The organism is Entomomonas sp. E7T21 (assembly GCF_058693955.1).
The window spans coordinates 710,203-727,238 of sequence record NZ_CP191672.1 but is presented as its reverse complement, the minus strand read 5'-3'; the positions used below and the strand labels follow the sequence as shown (position 1 = coordinate 727,238).

The 17,036-nt window shown below is 37.0% G+C and carries 14 protein-coding genes; 2 read left to right on the top strand and 12 right to left on the bottom strand.

What is annotated here, in order from left to right:
* Nucleotides 1-3 precede the first annotated feature (3 nt).
* Nucleotides 4-948, bottom strand: a complete 945-nt coding sequence (ribF, locus tag ACQVD9_RS03505) for a bifunctional riboflavin kinase/FAD synthetase (RefSeq protein ID WP_264747487.1) — start codon at nucleotides 946-948, stop codon at nucleotides 4-6.
* A gap of 154 nt (nucleotides 949-1,102) precedes the next feature.
* Nucleotides 1,103-2,641, bottom strand: coding sequence for a phospholipase D family protein (locus ACQVD9_RS03500; protein WP_264747486.1), 1,539 nt, complete (start codon nucleotides 2,639-2,641; stop codon nucleotides 1,103-1,105).
* Between the two features lie 205 nt (nucleotides 2,642-2,846).
* Here ACQVD9_RS03500 and ACQVD9_RS03495 point away from each other — a divergent pair, with 205 nt between their 5' ends.
* Nucleotides 2,847-5,447, top strand: coding sequence for a glycosyltransferase (locus tag ACQVD9_RS03495; protein WP_264747485.1), 2,601 nt, complete (start codon nucleotides 2,847-2,849; stop codon nucleotides 5,445-5,447).
* 52 nt (nucleotides 5,448-5,499) lie between these two features.
* On the opposite strand, the gene ACQVD9_RS03490 is transcribed toward ACQVD9_RS03495, so the two are convergent.
* From ACQVD9_RS03490 to ACQVD9_RS03460, 7 genes are all read right to left on the bottom strand, one after another.
* Nucleotides 5,500-6,231, bottom strand: coding sequence for a 16S rRNA (uracil(1498)-N(3))-methyltransferase (locus tag ACQVD9_RS03490; protein ID WP_264747484.1), 732 nt, complete (start codon nucleotides 6,229-6,231; stop codon nucleotides 5,500-5,502).
* On the bottom strand, nucleotides 6,228-8,126 hold the full coding sequence (dxs, locus tag ACQVD9_RS03485; RefSeq protein WP_264747483.1) for a 1-deoxy-D-xylulose-5-phosphate synthase: 1,899 nt from the start codon (nucleotides 8,124-8,126) through the stop codon (nucleotides 6,228-6,230). Before dxs ends, ACQVD9_RS03490 begins: the two co-directional genes overlap by 4 nt.
* Before the next feature lie 219 nt (nucleotides 8,127-8,345).
* A complete protein-coding gene (locus ACQVD9_RS03480) occupies nucleotides 8,346-8,618 on the bottom strand; it encodes an HPr family phosphocarrier protein (RefSeq protein ID WP_264747482.1) in 273 nt (90 codons plus the stop codon).
* A gap of 15 nt (nucleotides 8,619-8,633) precedes the next feature.
* Nucleotides 8,634-9,491, bottom strand: coding sequence for an RNase adapter RapZ (rapZ, locus tag ACQVD9_RS03475; RefSeq protein WP_264747481.1), 858 nt, complete (start codon nucleotides 9,489-9,491; stop codon nucleotides 8,634-8,636).
* An 8-nt stretch (nucleotides 9,492-9,499) separates the two neighbouring features.
* Nucleotides 9,500-9,964, bottom strand: a complete 465-nt coding sequence (gene ptsN, locus ACQVD9_RS03470) for a PTS IIA-like nitrogen regulatory protein PtsN (RefSeq protein WP_264747480.1) — start codon at nucleotides 9,962-9,964, stop codon at nucleotides 9,500-9,502.
* Between the two features lie 190 nt (nucleotides 9,965-10,154).
* Entirely contained in the window at nucleotides 10,155-10,442 is a 288-nt protein-coding gene (hpf, locus tag ACQVD9_RS03465) for a ribosome hibernation-promoting factor, HPF/YfiA family (protein WP_201091651.1), read from the bottom strand.
* 74 nt (nucleotides 10,443-10,516) lie between these two features.
* On the bottom strand, nucleotides 10,517-12,010 hold the full coding sequence (locus ACQVD9_RS03460; RefSeq protein ID WP_264747479.1) for an RNA polymerase factor sigma-54: 1,494 nt from the start codon (nucleotides 12,008-12,010) through the stop codon (nucleotides 10,517-10,519).
* Nucleotides 12,011-12,155: 145 nt separating this feature from the next.
* Between ACQVD9_RS03460 and ACQVD9_RS03455 the strand changes: the two genes are divergently transcribed.
* Complete coding sequence (locus ACQVD9_RS03455) at nucleotides 12,156-12,641, top strand: DNA polymerase III subunit chi (RefSeq protein WP_264747478.1); 486 nt, start codon at nucleotides 12,156-12,158, stop codon at nucleotides 12,639-12,641.
* Here the strand turns inward: ACQVD9_RS03455 and ACQVD9_RS03450 are convergent.
* Genes ACQVD9_RS03450 through hemB form a run of 3 tightly spaced genes read right to left on the bottom strand, consistent with a single transcriptional unit; the run spans nucleotide 12,638 to nucleotide 16,970 of the window.
* Nucleotides 12,638-13,726 (bottom strand): alpha-hydroxy acid oxidase, encoded by a 1,089-nt coding sequence (locus ACQVD9_RS03450; protein ID WP_264747477.1) that lies wholly within the window; start codon nucleotides 13,724-13,726, stop codon nucleotides 12,638-12,640. The two genes, ACQVD9_RS03455 and ACQVD9_RS03450, sit on opposite strands and share 4 nt — an antisense overlap.
* Nucleotides 13,727-13,744: 18 nt before the next feature.
* Nucleotides 13,745-15,931 (bottom strand): polyphosphate kinase 1, encoded by a 2,187-nt coding sequence (gene ppk1 / locus ACQVD9_RS03445; RefSeq protein WP_264747842.1) that lies wholly within the window; start codon nucleotides 15,929-15,931, stop codon nucleotides 13,745-13,747.
* Nucleotides 15,932-15,959: 28 nt separating this feature from the next.
* Nucleotides 15,960-16,970, bottom strand: coding sequence for a porphobilinogen synthase (hemB, locus tag ACQVD9_RS03440; RefSeq protein ID WP_264747476.1), 1,011 nt, complete (start codon nucleotides 16,968-16,970; stop codon nucleotides 15,960-15,962).
* Nucleotides 16,971-17,036 lie beyond the last annotated feature (66 nt).

Sequence of the window (17,036 nt, the reverse complement as noted above, 5' to 3'; positions counted from 1 at the left end):
GCCCTAACGGTTTAATAGGCCACGTGCCTGCCAATAAGCACGAGCATTGGTCACATCATTGTCAATTGCTGCTTTTAACTCATCAAGTGAGTTAAATTTCTTTTCATCCCGCAGCTTGTGATGAAAAGTAACTCGGATATGGCGATTATAAAGATCACCTGAATAATCTAATAAATGTACTTCCAGATGAGAACGTCCATCACCTTGTACAGTGGGTCTAATACCAATATTAGCAACACCACAATAAACTTTACCTTCTAGCTCGCAACTTACTACAAACACCCCTCTAAGCGGTGCATGTTTACGTTTAAGCTGAATATTAGCAGTAGGACAACCTAATTTTCTGGCTAATTGCTGGCCTCGAATCACCCTACCTGATAGTTGGAAAGGTCTTCCTAATAAGCGCTCAACCAACTCTAAATCATCTGCTAATAGGGCATTACGAACACGGGTACTACTGATCCTCTGCTCATCTAAATAAACTGTTTTGGCATCCTGTACAGTAAAACCATATTTTTTACCTGCCTCTTGCAGCATGGCAAAATTACCACTGCGTTTAGCGCCAAAATGAAAATCATCACCCACTTCAATATGCTTTACATGCAAACCATCAACTAAAATCTTTTTAATAAAATCTTCGGCCGATATTTCTCTAAACCGTTGATTAAAATGCAGGCATAAAACAATATCAATGCCTTGATCTCTTAATAGTTCTAGCTTTTCACGCACTCGCGTTAAACGGATAGGTGCATCTTGAGGATCAAAAAACTCTTTTGGTTGTGGTTCAAAAATAATAGCACAGCTAGGCACACCTAACTCTTTAGCACATGTTTTGACATGCTCTAAAATGGCTTGGTGACCGAGGTGTAAGCCATCAAAATTACCAATGGTAGCCACACAACCTTGTTTAAAATTCTTTAAGTCTTGAAGACAGCGAACCAACCGCATAACCGTAAACGCTTTTAAAGTCAAAGTCATGAATTATAACGGGAGAACCCCTGACATGCTATAGATTAATTCAGTAAAATAAGACTACCTTACGTAATTGATGATTTATAAATACAAATTATCTTTTGTATTAAATCCTAAGATGAGCCCATCACTATAATTGTGACTCTATAGGCAACCAACTGATCGCCTTAGTAGTAGCACGTTTTATAAAACCTACCTCTGGATCATGTGTCCAAATTTTAGGTGGTATGACACTACCATCTCGCCAACGTAACTTGCCATTCTCTAAAAAGAGTTCATAACTATTATTTTGCTCAATTTTATAGGCATAAAGTGAAGAAATTTCTTCGGTTAACTCAGGGTGAATAAAGAACACACCCATTTCTGTATTTAACCGTGCTGAACGGGGGTCAAAATTAAAGGAACCAATAAAGCCAATATTACCATCAACAATAAATGCCTTAGTATGCAAACTAGCCCCACTAGAACCTAATAAACTTTTATCTACTTCCACATGTGGGGTAAACTCGTATAAATCAACGCCTAACTTTAATAATGGAACTCTATAAGGCATATAACCACTATGCACCAACATAACATCTGTGGCTGCTAACGAGTTTGTTACCACACCAATATCAACCTCTCGTTGTCGTAACCCTTTTAATAATTCCATACCTTCTTTACCTGGTACAAAATAAGGTGAGATTAATATCAATTGATCTTGGGCACTCTGCCATACCTTCGACAATACGTTTACTACCCAAGCTTCTTTGTTCATGTCATAAGCTTTTTCAGGTGGATCTGAATAGACATGTGCATGCTCAGTCCAATACAGTGGTTTCTCACTATTAAATAATGCTTGCACTGTAGTTGAATTTTTTAAACGATCAACATAAACATTGCGAACTTTAATAATATCTTCATCAATATCTTTCACATATTCACGTAACTTAGCGAGTGAACCTTTTTTTACTTTTACTAATGATTTTAAGGGAATGGTTGTAGGACTATTCCAAAACTGATCAAAAATATTTTCTGTTTCTAATACAGCATCGCCTATCAACAGTACATCTACATCAAAAAAATTAGTTTGCTTTGCTGCATCATAATATTCATCCCCTATATTACGTCCCCCAACTATCGCCATACGACCATCAACAATCCATGCTTTATTGTGCATACGACGATTGAGACGCCCCACCCTAAATAGCATTTCTGCCCCTTTCCTTAGGACATTACCACGGCTATAAATAGGATTGAACATCCTTACTTCTATATTAGGATGCTGTTCTAGTGTAGCTAATATAGTATCTTTATCATGGGCATTCATATCATCTAGCAATAAGCGTATACGAACACCTCGATCAGCTGCACGTAGTAACTCATAACTTAACAAATTACCTGTTAAATCATTATGCCAAATATAATACTGCAAATCTAAGCTACGGCCGGCCTCGCGAGCTGTCATAGCCCTTACTGCAAATGCCTCAAGATTATCATCAAGTAATACCAACCCTGTTTGACTTACATGTGTATCAATCAAAGGTTGCACAATCCGATCAATTTTTGTTGTTGCTTGCTCAACAGGTATCATATAACTTGCCTTTTTGTCCACATAGGTTTTTGAACCACAAGCTACTAATGATAATAATAAAAATAATGTCCCTAATAAATTTGTAATTTTAAGCATCGGCTTTAAATGATTAGTTAGTTATGGCGATCTATTGTAACTTTATTCAACACTTCTTTAAAATTTAGAAAAACTTTGTAAATCATTTTATTACTTTGCTACTGAACTAATTTTACTTCTCTTCATCATATATCTGAATTAATTTTTTTACATTGTTTTTTAAAGCAAATATATAAATAACTATTACAGGAAATGTTAATTTAACATGAAGCATAGAAATGCTCTAAATATTATTATAATTCTGTTGATTACAGCTTTTTTCACAGGGCTTTGGGCGATATATAACAGACCAGTTAGTGCTCCTAATTGGCCACAGCAGGTATCTGGCTATTCATTTTCTCCTTTTCATGAGTATGAAGATCCCGCCACTGGAGATTACCCCACAGAAGAAGAAATTAGTAGTGATTTAGCTTTAGTAGCCACACAGACTAATAATATTCGTACTTATTCCGTTAAAGAGTCACTCGGAACAATCCCGCGTTTAGCAGATAATTATGGTCTAAAAGTAACTTTAGGGGTTTGGATTAGTAACGATTTAGCAGAAAATCAAAGGGAACTGGATAAAGCTATCGAAATAGCCAATGAAAATCGTAATGTAATACGTTTAGTTATTGGTAATGAGGCATTATTCCGTGAAGAAGTGACCGTTGATCAAATGATTGATTATTTAGACTATGCGCGCGATAGTGTCAAAGTTCCAGTTACCACCTCAGAACAATGGCATATTTGGGATAAATATCCTGAATTAGGTGATCATGTTGATTTAATAGCTGCTCACATTCTTCCCTACTGGGAACACATTCCTGTAAAAAAAGCGATTCCTTTTGTTTTTGAAAAAGTGGCTTTGTTAAAGAAAGATTATCCTAATAAACCCCTTATTCTTTCTGAAATAGGTTGGCCTAGCAATGGCAGAATGGAAGGTCAAGCATCTGCTTCACAAGCAGATCAAGCCATTTACTTACGTAACTTGGTTAATATCTTAAACCAACAAGGTTATTCCTACTTTATTGTTGAAGCCTTTGATCAACCATGGAAAATGACCGATGAAGGAGCAGTAGGAGCTTATTGGGGTGTATATGATCTAGATCGTCAACCTAAATTTGAATTTACGGGTCCTGTCATTGCGATTGCACAATGGAAAATACTAGCAGTTATCTCTGCTATGCTAGCATTTTTATCTATATCCATCTTAATGATTGATAGCTCTGCCCTTAAACAAAAAGGTCGCATATTTTTAACCATTATTGCCTTTGCTTGTGCCTCTACTATTGTTTGGATTGGCTATGACTATACCCAACAATACAGCACATGGTTCAACCTTATTGTAGGTACTTTGTTAGCCTTTGGTGTACTTGGTATTGCCATTGTTATACTAACTGAAGCACATGAACTTGCAGAAACTGTTTGGATTAAACAGCGACGTAGACCATTCTCACCAGTGACTGGGGATAGCACCTATCACCCCAAAGTTTGCATACAGGTTCCCTGCTACAATGAACCACCCGAGATGCTGAAACAAACTTTAGATGCATTAGCAAAACTTGATTATCAAAACTATGAAGTCATGGTTATTGATAATAACACCAAAGATCCAGCTATTTGGAAACCCGTTGAAGCCTACTGTAAAGAGTTAGGTTCACGCTTTCATTTTTATCATGTTAGCCCCCTCGCTGGCTTTAAAGCAGGCGCTTTAAATTACGCCTTAGAGAGAGTTTCTGCTGATGTAGAAGTAATCGCTGTTATTGATGCGGACTACTGTGTTGACCCTAATTGGTTGAAACACATGACGCCTCATTTTAAAGACCCTAAAATAACTATCGTACAGTCTCCTCAAGACTATTATGACGAGAACGACAGTTTATTTAAAAAGCTCTGTTATGCTGAGTACAAAGGGTTCTTCCATATTGGCATGATAACCCGTAATGAGCGTGATGCTATTATTGAACACGGTACTATGACCATGGTACGTCGTACAGTACTAGATGAATTAAAATGGGCTGACTGGTGTATTACTGAAGATGCAGAACTTGGCCTGCGAGTATTTGAAAAAGGATTATCTGCCGCTTACTGTGAACAAAGTTATGGTAAAGGTTTAATGCCTGACACTTTTATCGACTTTAAGAAACAACGTTTCAGATGGGCCTATGGTGCTATACAAATTATTAAACGCCACTTTAAAACCTTAGTATTTGGCAAAACTAAAGATGGTAAAAGGCTCAGCAAAGGGCAACGCTATCATTTTATAGCAGGTTGGTTACCTTGGATTGCAGATAGCATGAATATCTTCTTTATCCTAGGTTCTTTGCTATGGTCTGCTGCTATGATTATTAGTCCACAGCAATTTGATCCACCTTTAATCATTTTTGCATTGCCACCATTAGCATTATTCTTCTTTAAAGTAGGCAAAATTATTTTCCTTTATAAGAAGGTTATTGGCGTCAGCTATAAAGATGCTTTTTTTGCTGCATTAACAGGGCTTTCTCTTTCTCATACTATTGCTAAAGCAGTGATTTACGGCTTTTTCACAAAACATATACCTTTCTTCCGTACACCTAAAATGCGCAGTAACCATGGTTTTTTAGTTGCCTTCGCTGAAGCTCGGGAAGAAGTATTTATTATGTTGCTACTTTGGATTGCTGTAGCAGGTATATTATTAACTCAACAATCAATGGCTTATGATATATTGCTTTGGATTATCACCCTATCCGTGCAGTCTTTGCCTTACTTAGCAGCTATGGTTATGGCAATGGTGTCATCACTTAAACCTAATAAACAGCCTGTCATGTCTGTTATTAAATCACACTAATAACAAAGCGGTTTTAGAATACTAAAACCGCTTCCATAGATACTTATACAAACTAATTATTAGGATTAAAGTCGCCCCACAACTGTTGCGCAATAGAAAGGGCAACAATGGGTGCTGTCTCAGTACGTAATACCCTACTCCCCAGATGCACTTGTTGAAAATCATGCTGTTGAGCTAATGATATTTCTTCATCAGTAAATCCACCCTCAGGACCAATTAACAAAGCTAATGAAGAAGGCTTTTGATAGTTTCCCATAGGTTCAGCTATTAAATGCAACATTAATTTTAGATCAGCTTGAACATGTGCCACCCACTCACTTACTGATTGCGGTGGATTGATAATAGGAAGCTTAGAACGTCCTGACTGCTCACATGCACTAATTGCTATCTGTTGCCAATGCGCCATCCGCTTATCTGTTCTATCTTCATTTAAACGCACTTCACTACGATCTGTAAATAAAGGAGTAATCTCGTTAACACCAAGCTCTGTGGCTTTTTGTATGACAAAATCCATTCTCTCACCACGAGCTAATCCTTGCCCTAAATGGGTATACAGTGGTGACTCACCTAATCCTGTTAATTGTTTGGTTAAATTAACTACCAAACTTTTTTTAGTGATTTGACTAATAGTGCCTAAAAACTCTAAACCAGAACCATCAAATAACTGCACAGGATCATTAACGGACAAACGTAACACACGTCCCATATAATGAGCCAAATAGGCTGGTACTTCATGCTCCCCTAAATGTAATGGCGCATTTACAAAAAAACGAGATAATCTCATTTAATATTTTTTTCCAACTGATTTAATCGATGATTGATAGCCTTTTCAATACCTATTGCATCCAAACCACACTCAGCTAACATACTAGCTGGTGAAGCATGTTCTATATAGGTATCAGGTAATCCTAGTTGTAATATTGATTTTAAACAATTTTCTTTTAATAATAATTCACTAACAGCAGATCCAGCACCACCCATTACACTATTTTCTTCAATGGTAACTAACAATTCATGACTATTAGCTGTTGCTAATACCACCGCTTCATCCAAAGGTTTTACAAAGCGCATATCAACCACTGTGTAATTTAGTTTTTCTGCAACTTTCATTGCCTCAGCTAACTGCACACCAAACACTAACAATGCCACTTTCTCACCTTGGCGACGAACCACTGCTTTACCTATTGCAACAGGTAATAGATCATTTTCTACAGTAACATTAGGACCTGCTCCCCGAGGATAACGTACAGCGGCAGGTCCGTTATATAAGTAACCCGTTGTTAACAGTTTACGTAGTTCATTTTCATCACTAGGCGTCATAATGATTATGCTAGGAATGCAACGTAAATAGCTTAAATCAAAGCTACCTGCATGGGTTGGACCATCTTCTCCCACTAAACCCGCTCGATCAAGCGCAAATAATACATCAAGATTTTGAATAGCTACATCATGGATTAATTGATCGTAAGCTCGTTGTAAAAAAGTTGAATAAATAGCAACTACAGGCTTTAATCCATCACAAGCCATACCTGCAGCTAAAGTCACCGCATGTTGCTCCGCAATAGCCACATCAAAATAACGTTTAGGATATTGTTCACTGAAAGCCACTAAATCAGAACCTTCTTTCATAGCAGGGGTGATACCCACTAATTGTTCATCTTGTGCAGCCATATCACAAAGCCATTGCCCAAATATATTAGAATATTTAGGTGCAGATTGTTTTTTAGGGGGAGCGTCCAATGGTTCTAATTTACTGATAGCATGGTAAGCCGTTGGACTTTCTTCAGCAGGAGCAAACCCTTTACCCTTTTTGGTTACCACATGTAGAAATTGCGGCCCAGATAAACTTCGCATATTACGTAAGGTAGCCACTAAAGTAGGTAAATCATGGCCATCAATTGGGCCAATGTAGTTCCAACCTAATGCTTCAAATAAGGTGGTCGGCGCTAAAATACCTTTAGCATATTCTTCAGTTAAGCGAGCAATTGTCCATGCACCTGGTAAATGGGAAAGTAACTTTTTACTATTATCTCGTACATGGCGATAAGCTTGGCTAGAAAGTATCTTAGCTAAGTGATTAGATAAACCGCCGATATTATCTGAAATAGACATATCATTATCATTGAGTACCACTAACATATCAGCATCAACTACCGCAGCATGATTTAAAGCCTCAAAAGCCATGCCTGCTGTTAAAGCACCATCACCAATAATGGCGACACTCTTTTTATGATTATTTTGTAATCTTGCGGCAATAGCCATACCTAAGGCTGCACTAATGGAAGTACTGGAATGGCCTACGCCAAAACTATCATATTCACTTTCAGCACGACGCGGGAAAGCAGCTAGGCCATCTTTCTGTCGTAAAGTGGCCATTTGCTCACGACGGCCTGTTAAGATTTTATGAGGATAGGCTTGATGCCCCACATCCCAAATTAAATGATCATCAGGTGTATCATAGACATAATGTAAGGCAATGGTTAACTCGATTACCCCAAGACCCGCGCCAAAGTGACCACCCGTTTGTCCAACTGTATACAATAGGAACTCACGTAGCTCATCTGCTAACACCACTAATTCAGCTTCACTTAAGTAACGAAGTTGTTTCGGTGTATCAATGCGATCGAGTAACGGGGTTACAGGGCGTTCTCTCGGTATATCGTAAAAAGTTTTAACCATTAGAAATTTTCATTATTTGTATTCAAGCAAAGCATTTTACCTGATTGCGACCAGTGTAAAAATAGCTAATTAATTTTATTAGCTATTTTTACTACCTATAGTGACCAATATAAGGATATTGTACTTATAGATAATTATAGTTAAAACAATGACTATAACTAAAAAGTAGCTATTACTACCTGGTAGAAAATACTACCCAGTAAGCTCACTAATTTACAGTTATCGACCTTCACCAAAATAGTTTTCTATTAGCTCAACCATTGCTTGCATGGCTTGCTCTTCGTCATCACCGTCAGTTATAAGATGCAGCATTGTACCCTTGCTAGCGGCCAACATCATTACCGACATAATACTTTTACCATCCACCAATGATTCAGGAGTACGCCCAACCTTAATACTACAAGCAAAACGTCCTGCTGTTCCGACAAACTTTGCGGCAGCTCTTGCATGTAAACCTAGTTGATTTATGATCTCAATTTCTTTTGACAACATGTTGTAACATTTCTCCTACAACAAATCACGATGACGGACTTGCACATTTTTTAAAGTAGTTTTTAATATTTTACCAATTTGTTCAGCCATATATACAGAACGATGTTGCCCACCCGTACAACCAACCGCTACTGTAATATAAGATCTATTAGTAGCAGCAAAACGTGGTAACCATTTTTCTAAAAACACCAAAATATCATTTTGCATTTCTAAAACTTCTGGCTGTTCTATTAAGTAATCAATAACTGGCTGATCAGTACCTTTTAAATTTCTTAACTCTGCAACCCAATAAGGATTAGGGAGTGAGCGTAAATCGAATACCCAATCTGCATCCATAGGTATTCCTCGTTTAAAACCAAAAGATTCGATCAAAAAAGCGGTGCCAAGTTCAGGTTCTTCTAATAAATGAAGTTTTAAGAAATCTTTTAATTGATAAACATTTAATTGGCTTGTATCAACATGTAATGTAGCCAAATTAATGATAGGGGCTAATAATTTAGACTCATCATCAATCGCTTCAGCTAATGAACGTGTTGCTGTAGTAAGTGGGTGACGGCGCCGTGTTTCTGAAAAACGACTAATCAATATTTCATCTTTAGCATCTAAATAGACTAAATCACACTTAATGTATTTTGCACTGAGTCGCTCAAAAATACTGGGGAAGCTTTCTATTTGTCTAGGCAAACTTCGTGCATCAATAGAAACGGCTATTTTAGGTTGAATAATCTCTGTTTGTAATAGTGCCTGTTCAATAGCTGTTGTAAATAAACTAGCAGGTAGATTATCGATGCAATAAAAGCCATTGTCTTCTAATAAATGAAGCGCTGTAGTTTTACCTGAACCTGAACGGCCACTAACGATAACAAGACGCATAACTTAACCTATGTATTACTTACCCCGTTAACAATTATTTGATAAAGCTGTTGACTCTCAGTTGCAGCTCTTATCTGCTTACATATTTCGGTATCACTTAATAACTCAGCTATTTGTTTAAGCAACTGTAAATGCTCATCAGTTGCCTCTGCTGGCACAACCAAGCCTATTAAAATATCTACTAGCTGTTCATCAACTGCATCAAAATCTATAGCTGTACCTAATTTCACTATGACTACTATTGGCTCCTCACAACTTGCCATACGGCAATGAGGAATAGCAACGCCATTACCAAAACCTGTAGTGCCTAGTCTTTCCCGCTCTATCAGATGCTCAAAAACTTCTTGCTCATTTAGGCTAGCACAAGCTGCAGCCACTGTTTTAGCTATTACTTCTAATGCACGTTTTTTACTCGTTACATTAACATCAACTAACACTTGCGATGGTGTTAGGAATTCTTTTAGTTGCATCATATAGCAGAATAAACTTCAATAAATTTACTAAGTATTTGTAACATTACACTATTTTAATGTCTGTCTTTAGACAACAAGATTATTAAATAATTACTGTGTATATAGTTACGTCTCATTAAAAATAATTAAGGTTTGATTTTATAACAATTTCTTGTTTATAAATATCAAACCTTAATAACAAAAAGTTAAATTAGTGTTTTTGGTGTTTTTCTTTAAATTTAATCAATTGACGGTCTAATTTATCAACTAAAGCATCAATGGCAGCATACATATCCGTATTTTCTGCACCAGCAACCACCTCACCGCCAGCTAACTGGAGTGTTGCATCAACCTTTTGGTTTAACTTTTCAACACTCATAATCACTTGTGCACTAGTAATTTTATCAAAATGCCGCTCAAGACGAGCAAACTTTTCATCAATATAATTACGTAGTGCGTCGGTAACATCAAGTTGGTGACCACTAATGTTAATTTGCATAAATTTCTCCTTAACATTTTTAATTACTTATACCCACTTTAGGTATAAGGTAAGTTGCCTTGATCGGCAATTCTTTAAATTAACCGTTTACGTTCACTAGATGAACCAATACCTAAAGCCTCACGGTACTTAGCCACAGTTCTTCTAGCCACCTGAATCCCCTGATCTTCAAGCAATGTAGTTAATTTACTATCACTTAAAGGTTTTTTCGGATCCTCAGCCGCTATGAGTTTCTTAATCATAGCGCGAATAGCGGTTGATGAACACTCCCCACCCTCAGAAGTACTAACATGACTTGAAAAAAAGTATTTCAATTCATAAATACCACGCGGTGTATACATATACTTTTGAGTAGTTACCCGAGAAATAGTTGACTCATGCATTTCCACAGCATCAGCTACTGAGGAAAGAATAAGTGGTTTCATCGCTTCTTCACCATACTCTAAAAAACCACGTTGATGTTCAACTATTTGGGTTGCTACTTTCATTAAAGTTTCATTACGGCTTTGCAAACTCTTTATAAACCAACGCGCTTCCTGTAATTGATTCTTCAAAAAAGTATTATCTGAACTGGTATTAGCTCGCTGTACATAACCTGCATATTGAGGATTAACCCTCAACTTAGGAATCGCATCTTGGTTTAGTTCGACAATCCAATGATCCCTCTCTTTACGCACGATAATATCAGGAATGACATACTCTGGCTCTTTTGACTCAATTTGTGCACCTGGTTTAGGATTAAGGTGCTGAATAAGCATAACTATTTGCTTTAATTCATCTTCTTTAATCTTCATAGTGCGCATTATTTGGCTATAGTCTTTAGAACCCAATAAGTCTAAATGGTTTGTAACTAACTCAACTGCTTGCTGATAATAAGGGTGGTCATCAAATAACCCTTTTAATTGCAATAAAAGACATTCTTTTAAATCTCTAGCAGCAATACCTATAGGGTCAAACTGTTGAATACAATGAAGTACCATTTCTACTTCATCAAAATCAGTATCCAATGAATCATCTAAGCCATGATGGATTTCTTCTAAAGATTCTTCTAAATAACCATCCTCATTAATACAATCAATAATATTAACTGCAATGGTTTTATCTTTATCGCTCATATGAGCAACATTGAGTTGCCATAATAAATGGCTTTGTAATGTTTCACCTACAGAGGTGTAATTCGTAAAATCAGATTCTTCATCATCACCATGGATATTGCTAACATTATTTTGGTAAATATCATCCCAGTCAGTATCTACAGGAAGCTCTTCAGGAATTACATCGGTTGCCACAGCATCCGTTTCTGGCTCATTAATAGCCACTTCTTTATTATCTTTAAAGCTAATTTCCTGACTACTAGGATTAACTAAAATATCCTCTTCACCTAATAAATTACTGTCATCAAAATCATCTCCTGCTTCTTGTTGTTCTAGCATGGAGTTTGACTCTAAAATCTCTTGAATTTCCTGTTGTAAATCTATAGTAGACAATTGCAAAAGCCTAATGGCTTGTTGCAACTGTGGAGTCATCGACAGTTGCTGTCCTATCTTTAACGTTAACGATGGCTTCATAACAAATTAACATCTCTTATTTACTTTTAAGCAAATTATATGCCTGTTTTTTTATTCTTCAAATAATAACATGCTGAAAAAATGAAACAACCAACATAATGAAAATAACTTTAATGCATCTATTTAAAATATATAGTAATATGATTTGTTATATTCAATCCCTTCTTCCAACCTTGTTGTTATTTATCTATTAACCATGCTTAAAGTAGATTTTTATAACCTACCCACTTCTACGATAGATGACTGTTTATTATTCAGTTGTCGGCTAATTAATAAAGCATGGTTACAGGTTGGCAATATCTATGTGCACTGCCAAAACCAACAACAGCGTCAACAATTAAATCAATTATTGTGGCAATTTAAACCAGACAGCTTTATTCCACATGATTTATTAGAAGAAAACCCAAGTAGCCCCATTACATTAGGGCTAGAAGAGTTAGATTATCAAACTATCAACTATCCACTATTAATTAATCTAAGTTTTGACATACCCAAGCATCATCAACAATTTACGCGTATTGCCGAGTTTGTGATTGATGATGCTTTACTTAAAGATAAAGCTCGAGCCAATTACCGTTTTTATAATACAGCCCAATATAATGTGCAGTACCACAATTTAAATAAAATTTAAGACTGCCAAACTACTGTAGGATTAATATCCGCCAAGGTACGACAACCTGTCAACACCATAGCCGCTTCTAACTCTGCCCTCAGTATATTTAATAAATGAACAACACCTACAGCACCAGCTACTGCTAATGCATAGATATAAGGTCTACCAATCAATACAGCATTCGCTCCCAAAGCAACTGCCTTTAAAATATCCGTACCACGACGAATACCACCATCCATCAATATAGGCACCCTACCAGCCACTTGTTCAGCAATTCTAGGGAGAAGATCAATAGCAGCAGGCAAAGTATCTAATACACGCCCGCCATGATTAGAGATTATCAGGCCATTTACACCTAACTGGATCGCTTGTTCTGCATCTTCTACAGAGGTTATTCCTTTAAGCAATATTGGCAAAGAAGTAATTGATTGTAGCCATTCAATATCTTGCCATGTAGGTACATTAGCTAACTGCCCTGAAAACAGCGGACTTTCTAATAAATTAGCAGTATTATTAACAACCTGCATTCCCTGCAAATTCACTGAAGAAATACCCTGCGGTAATCGAAAATTAACTCGCTGCTCACGATTGCGTACACCACTAATAGGGGCATCAACTGTCAACACCAATGCTTTATAACCCGCTAACTCGGCTCGTTTTACCAATTCTGCGGTAAACATTCGATCAGCTTGAATATAAAGCTGGAACCATAATGGTTTAGTCGCATGTTCAGCCACCTCTTCTAATAAAGTACTGGCCATAGTACTTACCACCATACCAGCACCTATAGCTGAAGCAGCTTGCACTGTAGCTAATTCACCCTCTTTATGAAATAACTTATGCCACGCCACAGGCGCTAACAGAATAGGAAATGGTAACGTATTACCTAGTAAACTGAGTTTAGTATTAGCTCCTTCAAAACCACTTAATACTCTGCCTTGCAATTGAATACGCTGAAATGCTTGCTTATTCCAGTCTAGCGTTAACTCATCACCACTACCACCTACTAAATAACTCCATGCGACGTGATCTATCATTTTTGCCGCACTTTTTTCATAATCCTCTACGGAAAATAATTGCGGTGGTATGATTGAATAAGGCATATGTGCTCCAATTATTTCCTATAATTTATTTAAACTACTACCTTGGTTTGTTAACTGCTCGAATAAAATCTGTTGTGCTGACTTAGGTATTTGATTACCTGTTGGCACTGAACGAATGTAACTACCATCACTTTGTAAAATCCAACTATGCGTATTATCACTTAAATAAATTTCTAACTCTTTCTTAACCCGTGTAATTAGTTTTTTACCTTCAATAGGGAAACAGGTTTCTACACGCATATCTAAATTGCGCTCCATCCAATCAGCGCTAGATAGATAGATTTTCTCTTCACCACCATTCAAAAAATAAAATACTCGGCTATGTTCAAGAAAACGACCAATGATTGAACGTACCTGAATATTTTCAGAAACACCAGCCACACCTGGCCTTAAACAACACTTACCACGAATAATTAAATCTATCTTAACTCCTGACTGGCTAGCCTTATAAAGTGCTCGAATCATCTTAGTATCAGTCAGCCCATTAATTTTTAAAATAATACGAGCAGGTAGTCCCTTACTAGCAGCTGCTGCTTCACGGTTAATCATTTCTAACAAGTTTTTCTTAAGGGTAAATGGCGAATAAAGTAATTTTTTCATCCGTTGTGTTTTACCCATGCCGATCAGTTGACCAAATAACTTATGTAAATCTTCACATAAGGCCACATCAGCTGTTAACAAACTATAGTCTGTGTATAATTTTGCATTACTTGCATGATAGTTGCCCGTACCTAAATGAGCATAACGACGTAATTCATCACCTTCACGGCGTAACACTAAACACATTTTAGCGTGAGTCTTAAAGCCTACTACGCCATAGGTAACAATAGCACCAGCTTCCTGTAAACGAGTAGCTAATTGTAAGTTAGATTCTTCATCAAAACGGGCACGTAACTCAATAACAGCAGTCACTTCTTTACCGTTACGGGCCGCTTCCACCAAACCATCTACCACCTCAGAATTTGCCCCTGTGCGGTATAAAGTTTGTTTAATAGCCAGCACATTAGGGTCTTTTGCTGCTTGTCTTACAAAATCAACTACAGGTGTAAAAGACTCATAAGGATGCAGTAATAACACATCAATTTTTGACAGAGTAGCAAATAGATTATCTTTCTTTTTCTGTAAAACTCTTGGGATCACAGGCGAAAAAGCTTTACTTTGTAAGTCTGGGTGGCCTGCTAAACTGGTAATACTAAAAAGTCGCGTTAAGTTTACCGGTCCATTAACTTTATATAGCTCCCCTTTAGAAAGGCTAAATTGTTCGCTTAAATAATTAGATAAATGCTCTGGACAAGCATCCACTACTTCTAACCGAACCGCATCACCATAGCGACGGGAAAACAACTCACCTTTTAATGCTCTGGCTAAATCTTCTACATCTTCAGCATCTACTGACAAATCAGCATTACGGGTTAACCTAAATTGATAACAGCCTTTAACCTGCATACCAGGAAATAAATCATCTGCATGGGCATGAATTAATGATGATAAGAAAACAAAATTATCACCAGCACCACCTACCTGTTCAGGAATCCTAACAATTCTAGGTAATGATCGAGGCGCAGGAATAATAGCTAACCCTGAGCTACGCCCAAACACATCAGTACCTTCTAACTCAACAATAAAATTAAGGCTTTTATTGACTAACAATGGAAATGGATGGGTTGGATCTAAACCTATTGGACTGACAATTGGTGCTATCTCTTCTTTAAAAAATTTGCGTGCCCATGTTTTAATTTTAGGATTCCAATGGCGACGACGAATAAACCGAATATTCTGTTCAGCCAATGCAGGTAGTAAAACCTCATTCAGAATACGATACTGACGTTCCACTTGGTGGTGTACAACTGTATTCAATTGCTTTAGCACTTGTCGAGGCAATAACCCATCTGCACCAATTTGTTCGCGGGAAAACTTTACTTGCTTTTTAAGGCCAGCCACACGAATCTCAAAAAACTCATCTAAGTTACTAGAGAAAATTAATAAAAATTTTAAACGTTCTAATAGCGGATAAGATTCATCCAGTGACTGCTCAAGTACTCGTATATTAAACTCTAACAGTGAAAACTCACGATTTAAATACAAACTATAATCATCGAGATTAATGGGCGTTTCGTCTTGTTTAATAGGTTCAATTGTTTCATCAACAATCTCTACTATGTTTGCTTCCACAATTTCCTGATTCTTTTTATCTTTTGTATTCATCACTATATTTCCAACCTTTACAGAAATATTAACTATTCTTTAGTTGCTGAGCTGCATATTTAGCAAAATAAGTTAAAATTCCATCAGCTCCCGCTCGTTTAAAGCCTACCAATGTTTCCATAATAATACTTTCAGAAAGCCAACCATTGTTTATAGCGGCCATCTGCATGGCGTATTCACCACTCACTTGATACACAAAGGTAGGCACTTTAAAGGCTTGTTTTACCCGATACACAATATCAAGATAAGGCGTACCTGGTTTAATCATCACCATATCTGCACCCTCAGCTAAATCAAGGGCAATTTCATGCAATGCTTCATCACTATTAGCGGGGTCCATTTGATAATTAAACTTATTCGATTTTCCTAAATTACTGCTTGAGCCTAATGCATCACGAAATGGTCCATAATAAGCACTGGCATATTTAGCCGAGTATGCCATCAATCTTGTGGTATGGTAATCGGCCACCTCAAAAGCTTCACGAATTGCTTGAATGCGTCCATCCATCATATCTGATGGAGAGATAATCTGTGCGCCAGCCTCAGCATGAGACAAACTTTGTTTAACTAGTGCTTCAATGGTTACATCATTAATCACATAGCCATCTGCATCAATAATACCATCTTGACCATGTGTGGTATAAGGGTCTAACGCCACATCAGTCATAACCCCCAATTCAGGTACATTTTCTCTTAATGCACGAATGGTACGTTGTATTAACCCATCAGGATTCCAAGCCTCACGTCCATCTTCTGTTTTTTTACTAGGATCTATCACTGGAAATAAGTCGATAGCTGGAATACCTAATGCAACTAATTGCTCAGCTTCTTTTAATAACTCATCAATGGATAGCCTTTGCACACCAGGCATAGAAGACACATCTTCACGGTAACTTTTTCCTTCCGTAACAAATACTGGCAAAATTAAATCATTCGCTGTTAATTGATGCTCACGAACTAAGCGTCTTGAAAAATCATCAAAACGATTGCGACGTAATCTAGTAGCTGGAAATAATCGGTTGGAATAAGAAAAAGACACCTTTGCCTCCTAATAAGCTAAATTTCTTCGATTATACGCTTAATTTAACAAAATCATGCATAATCG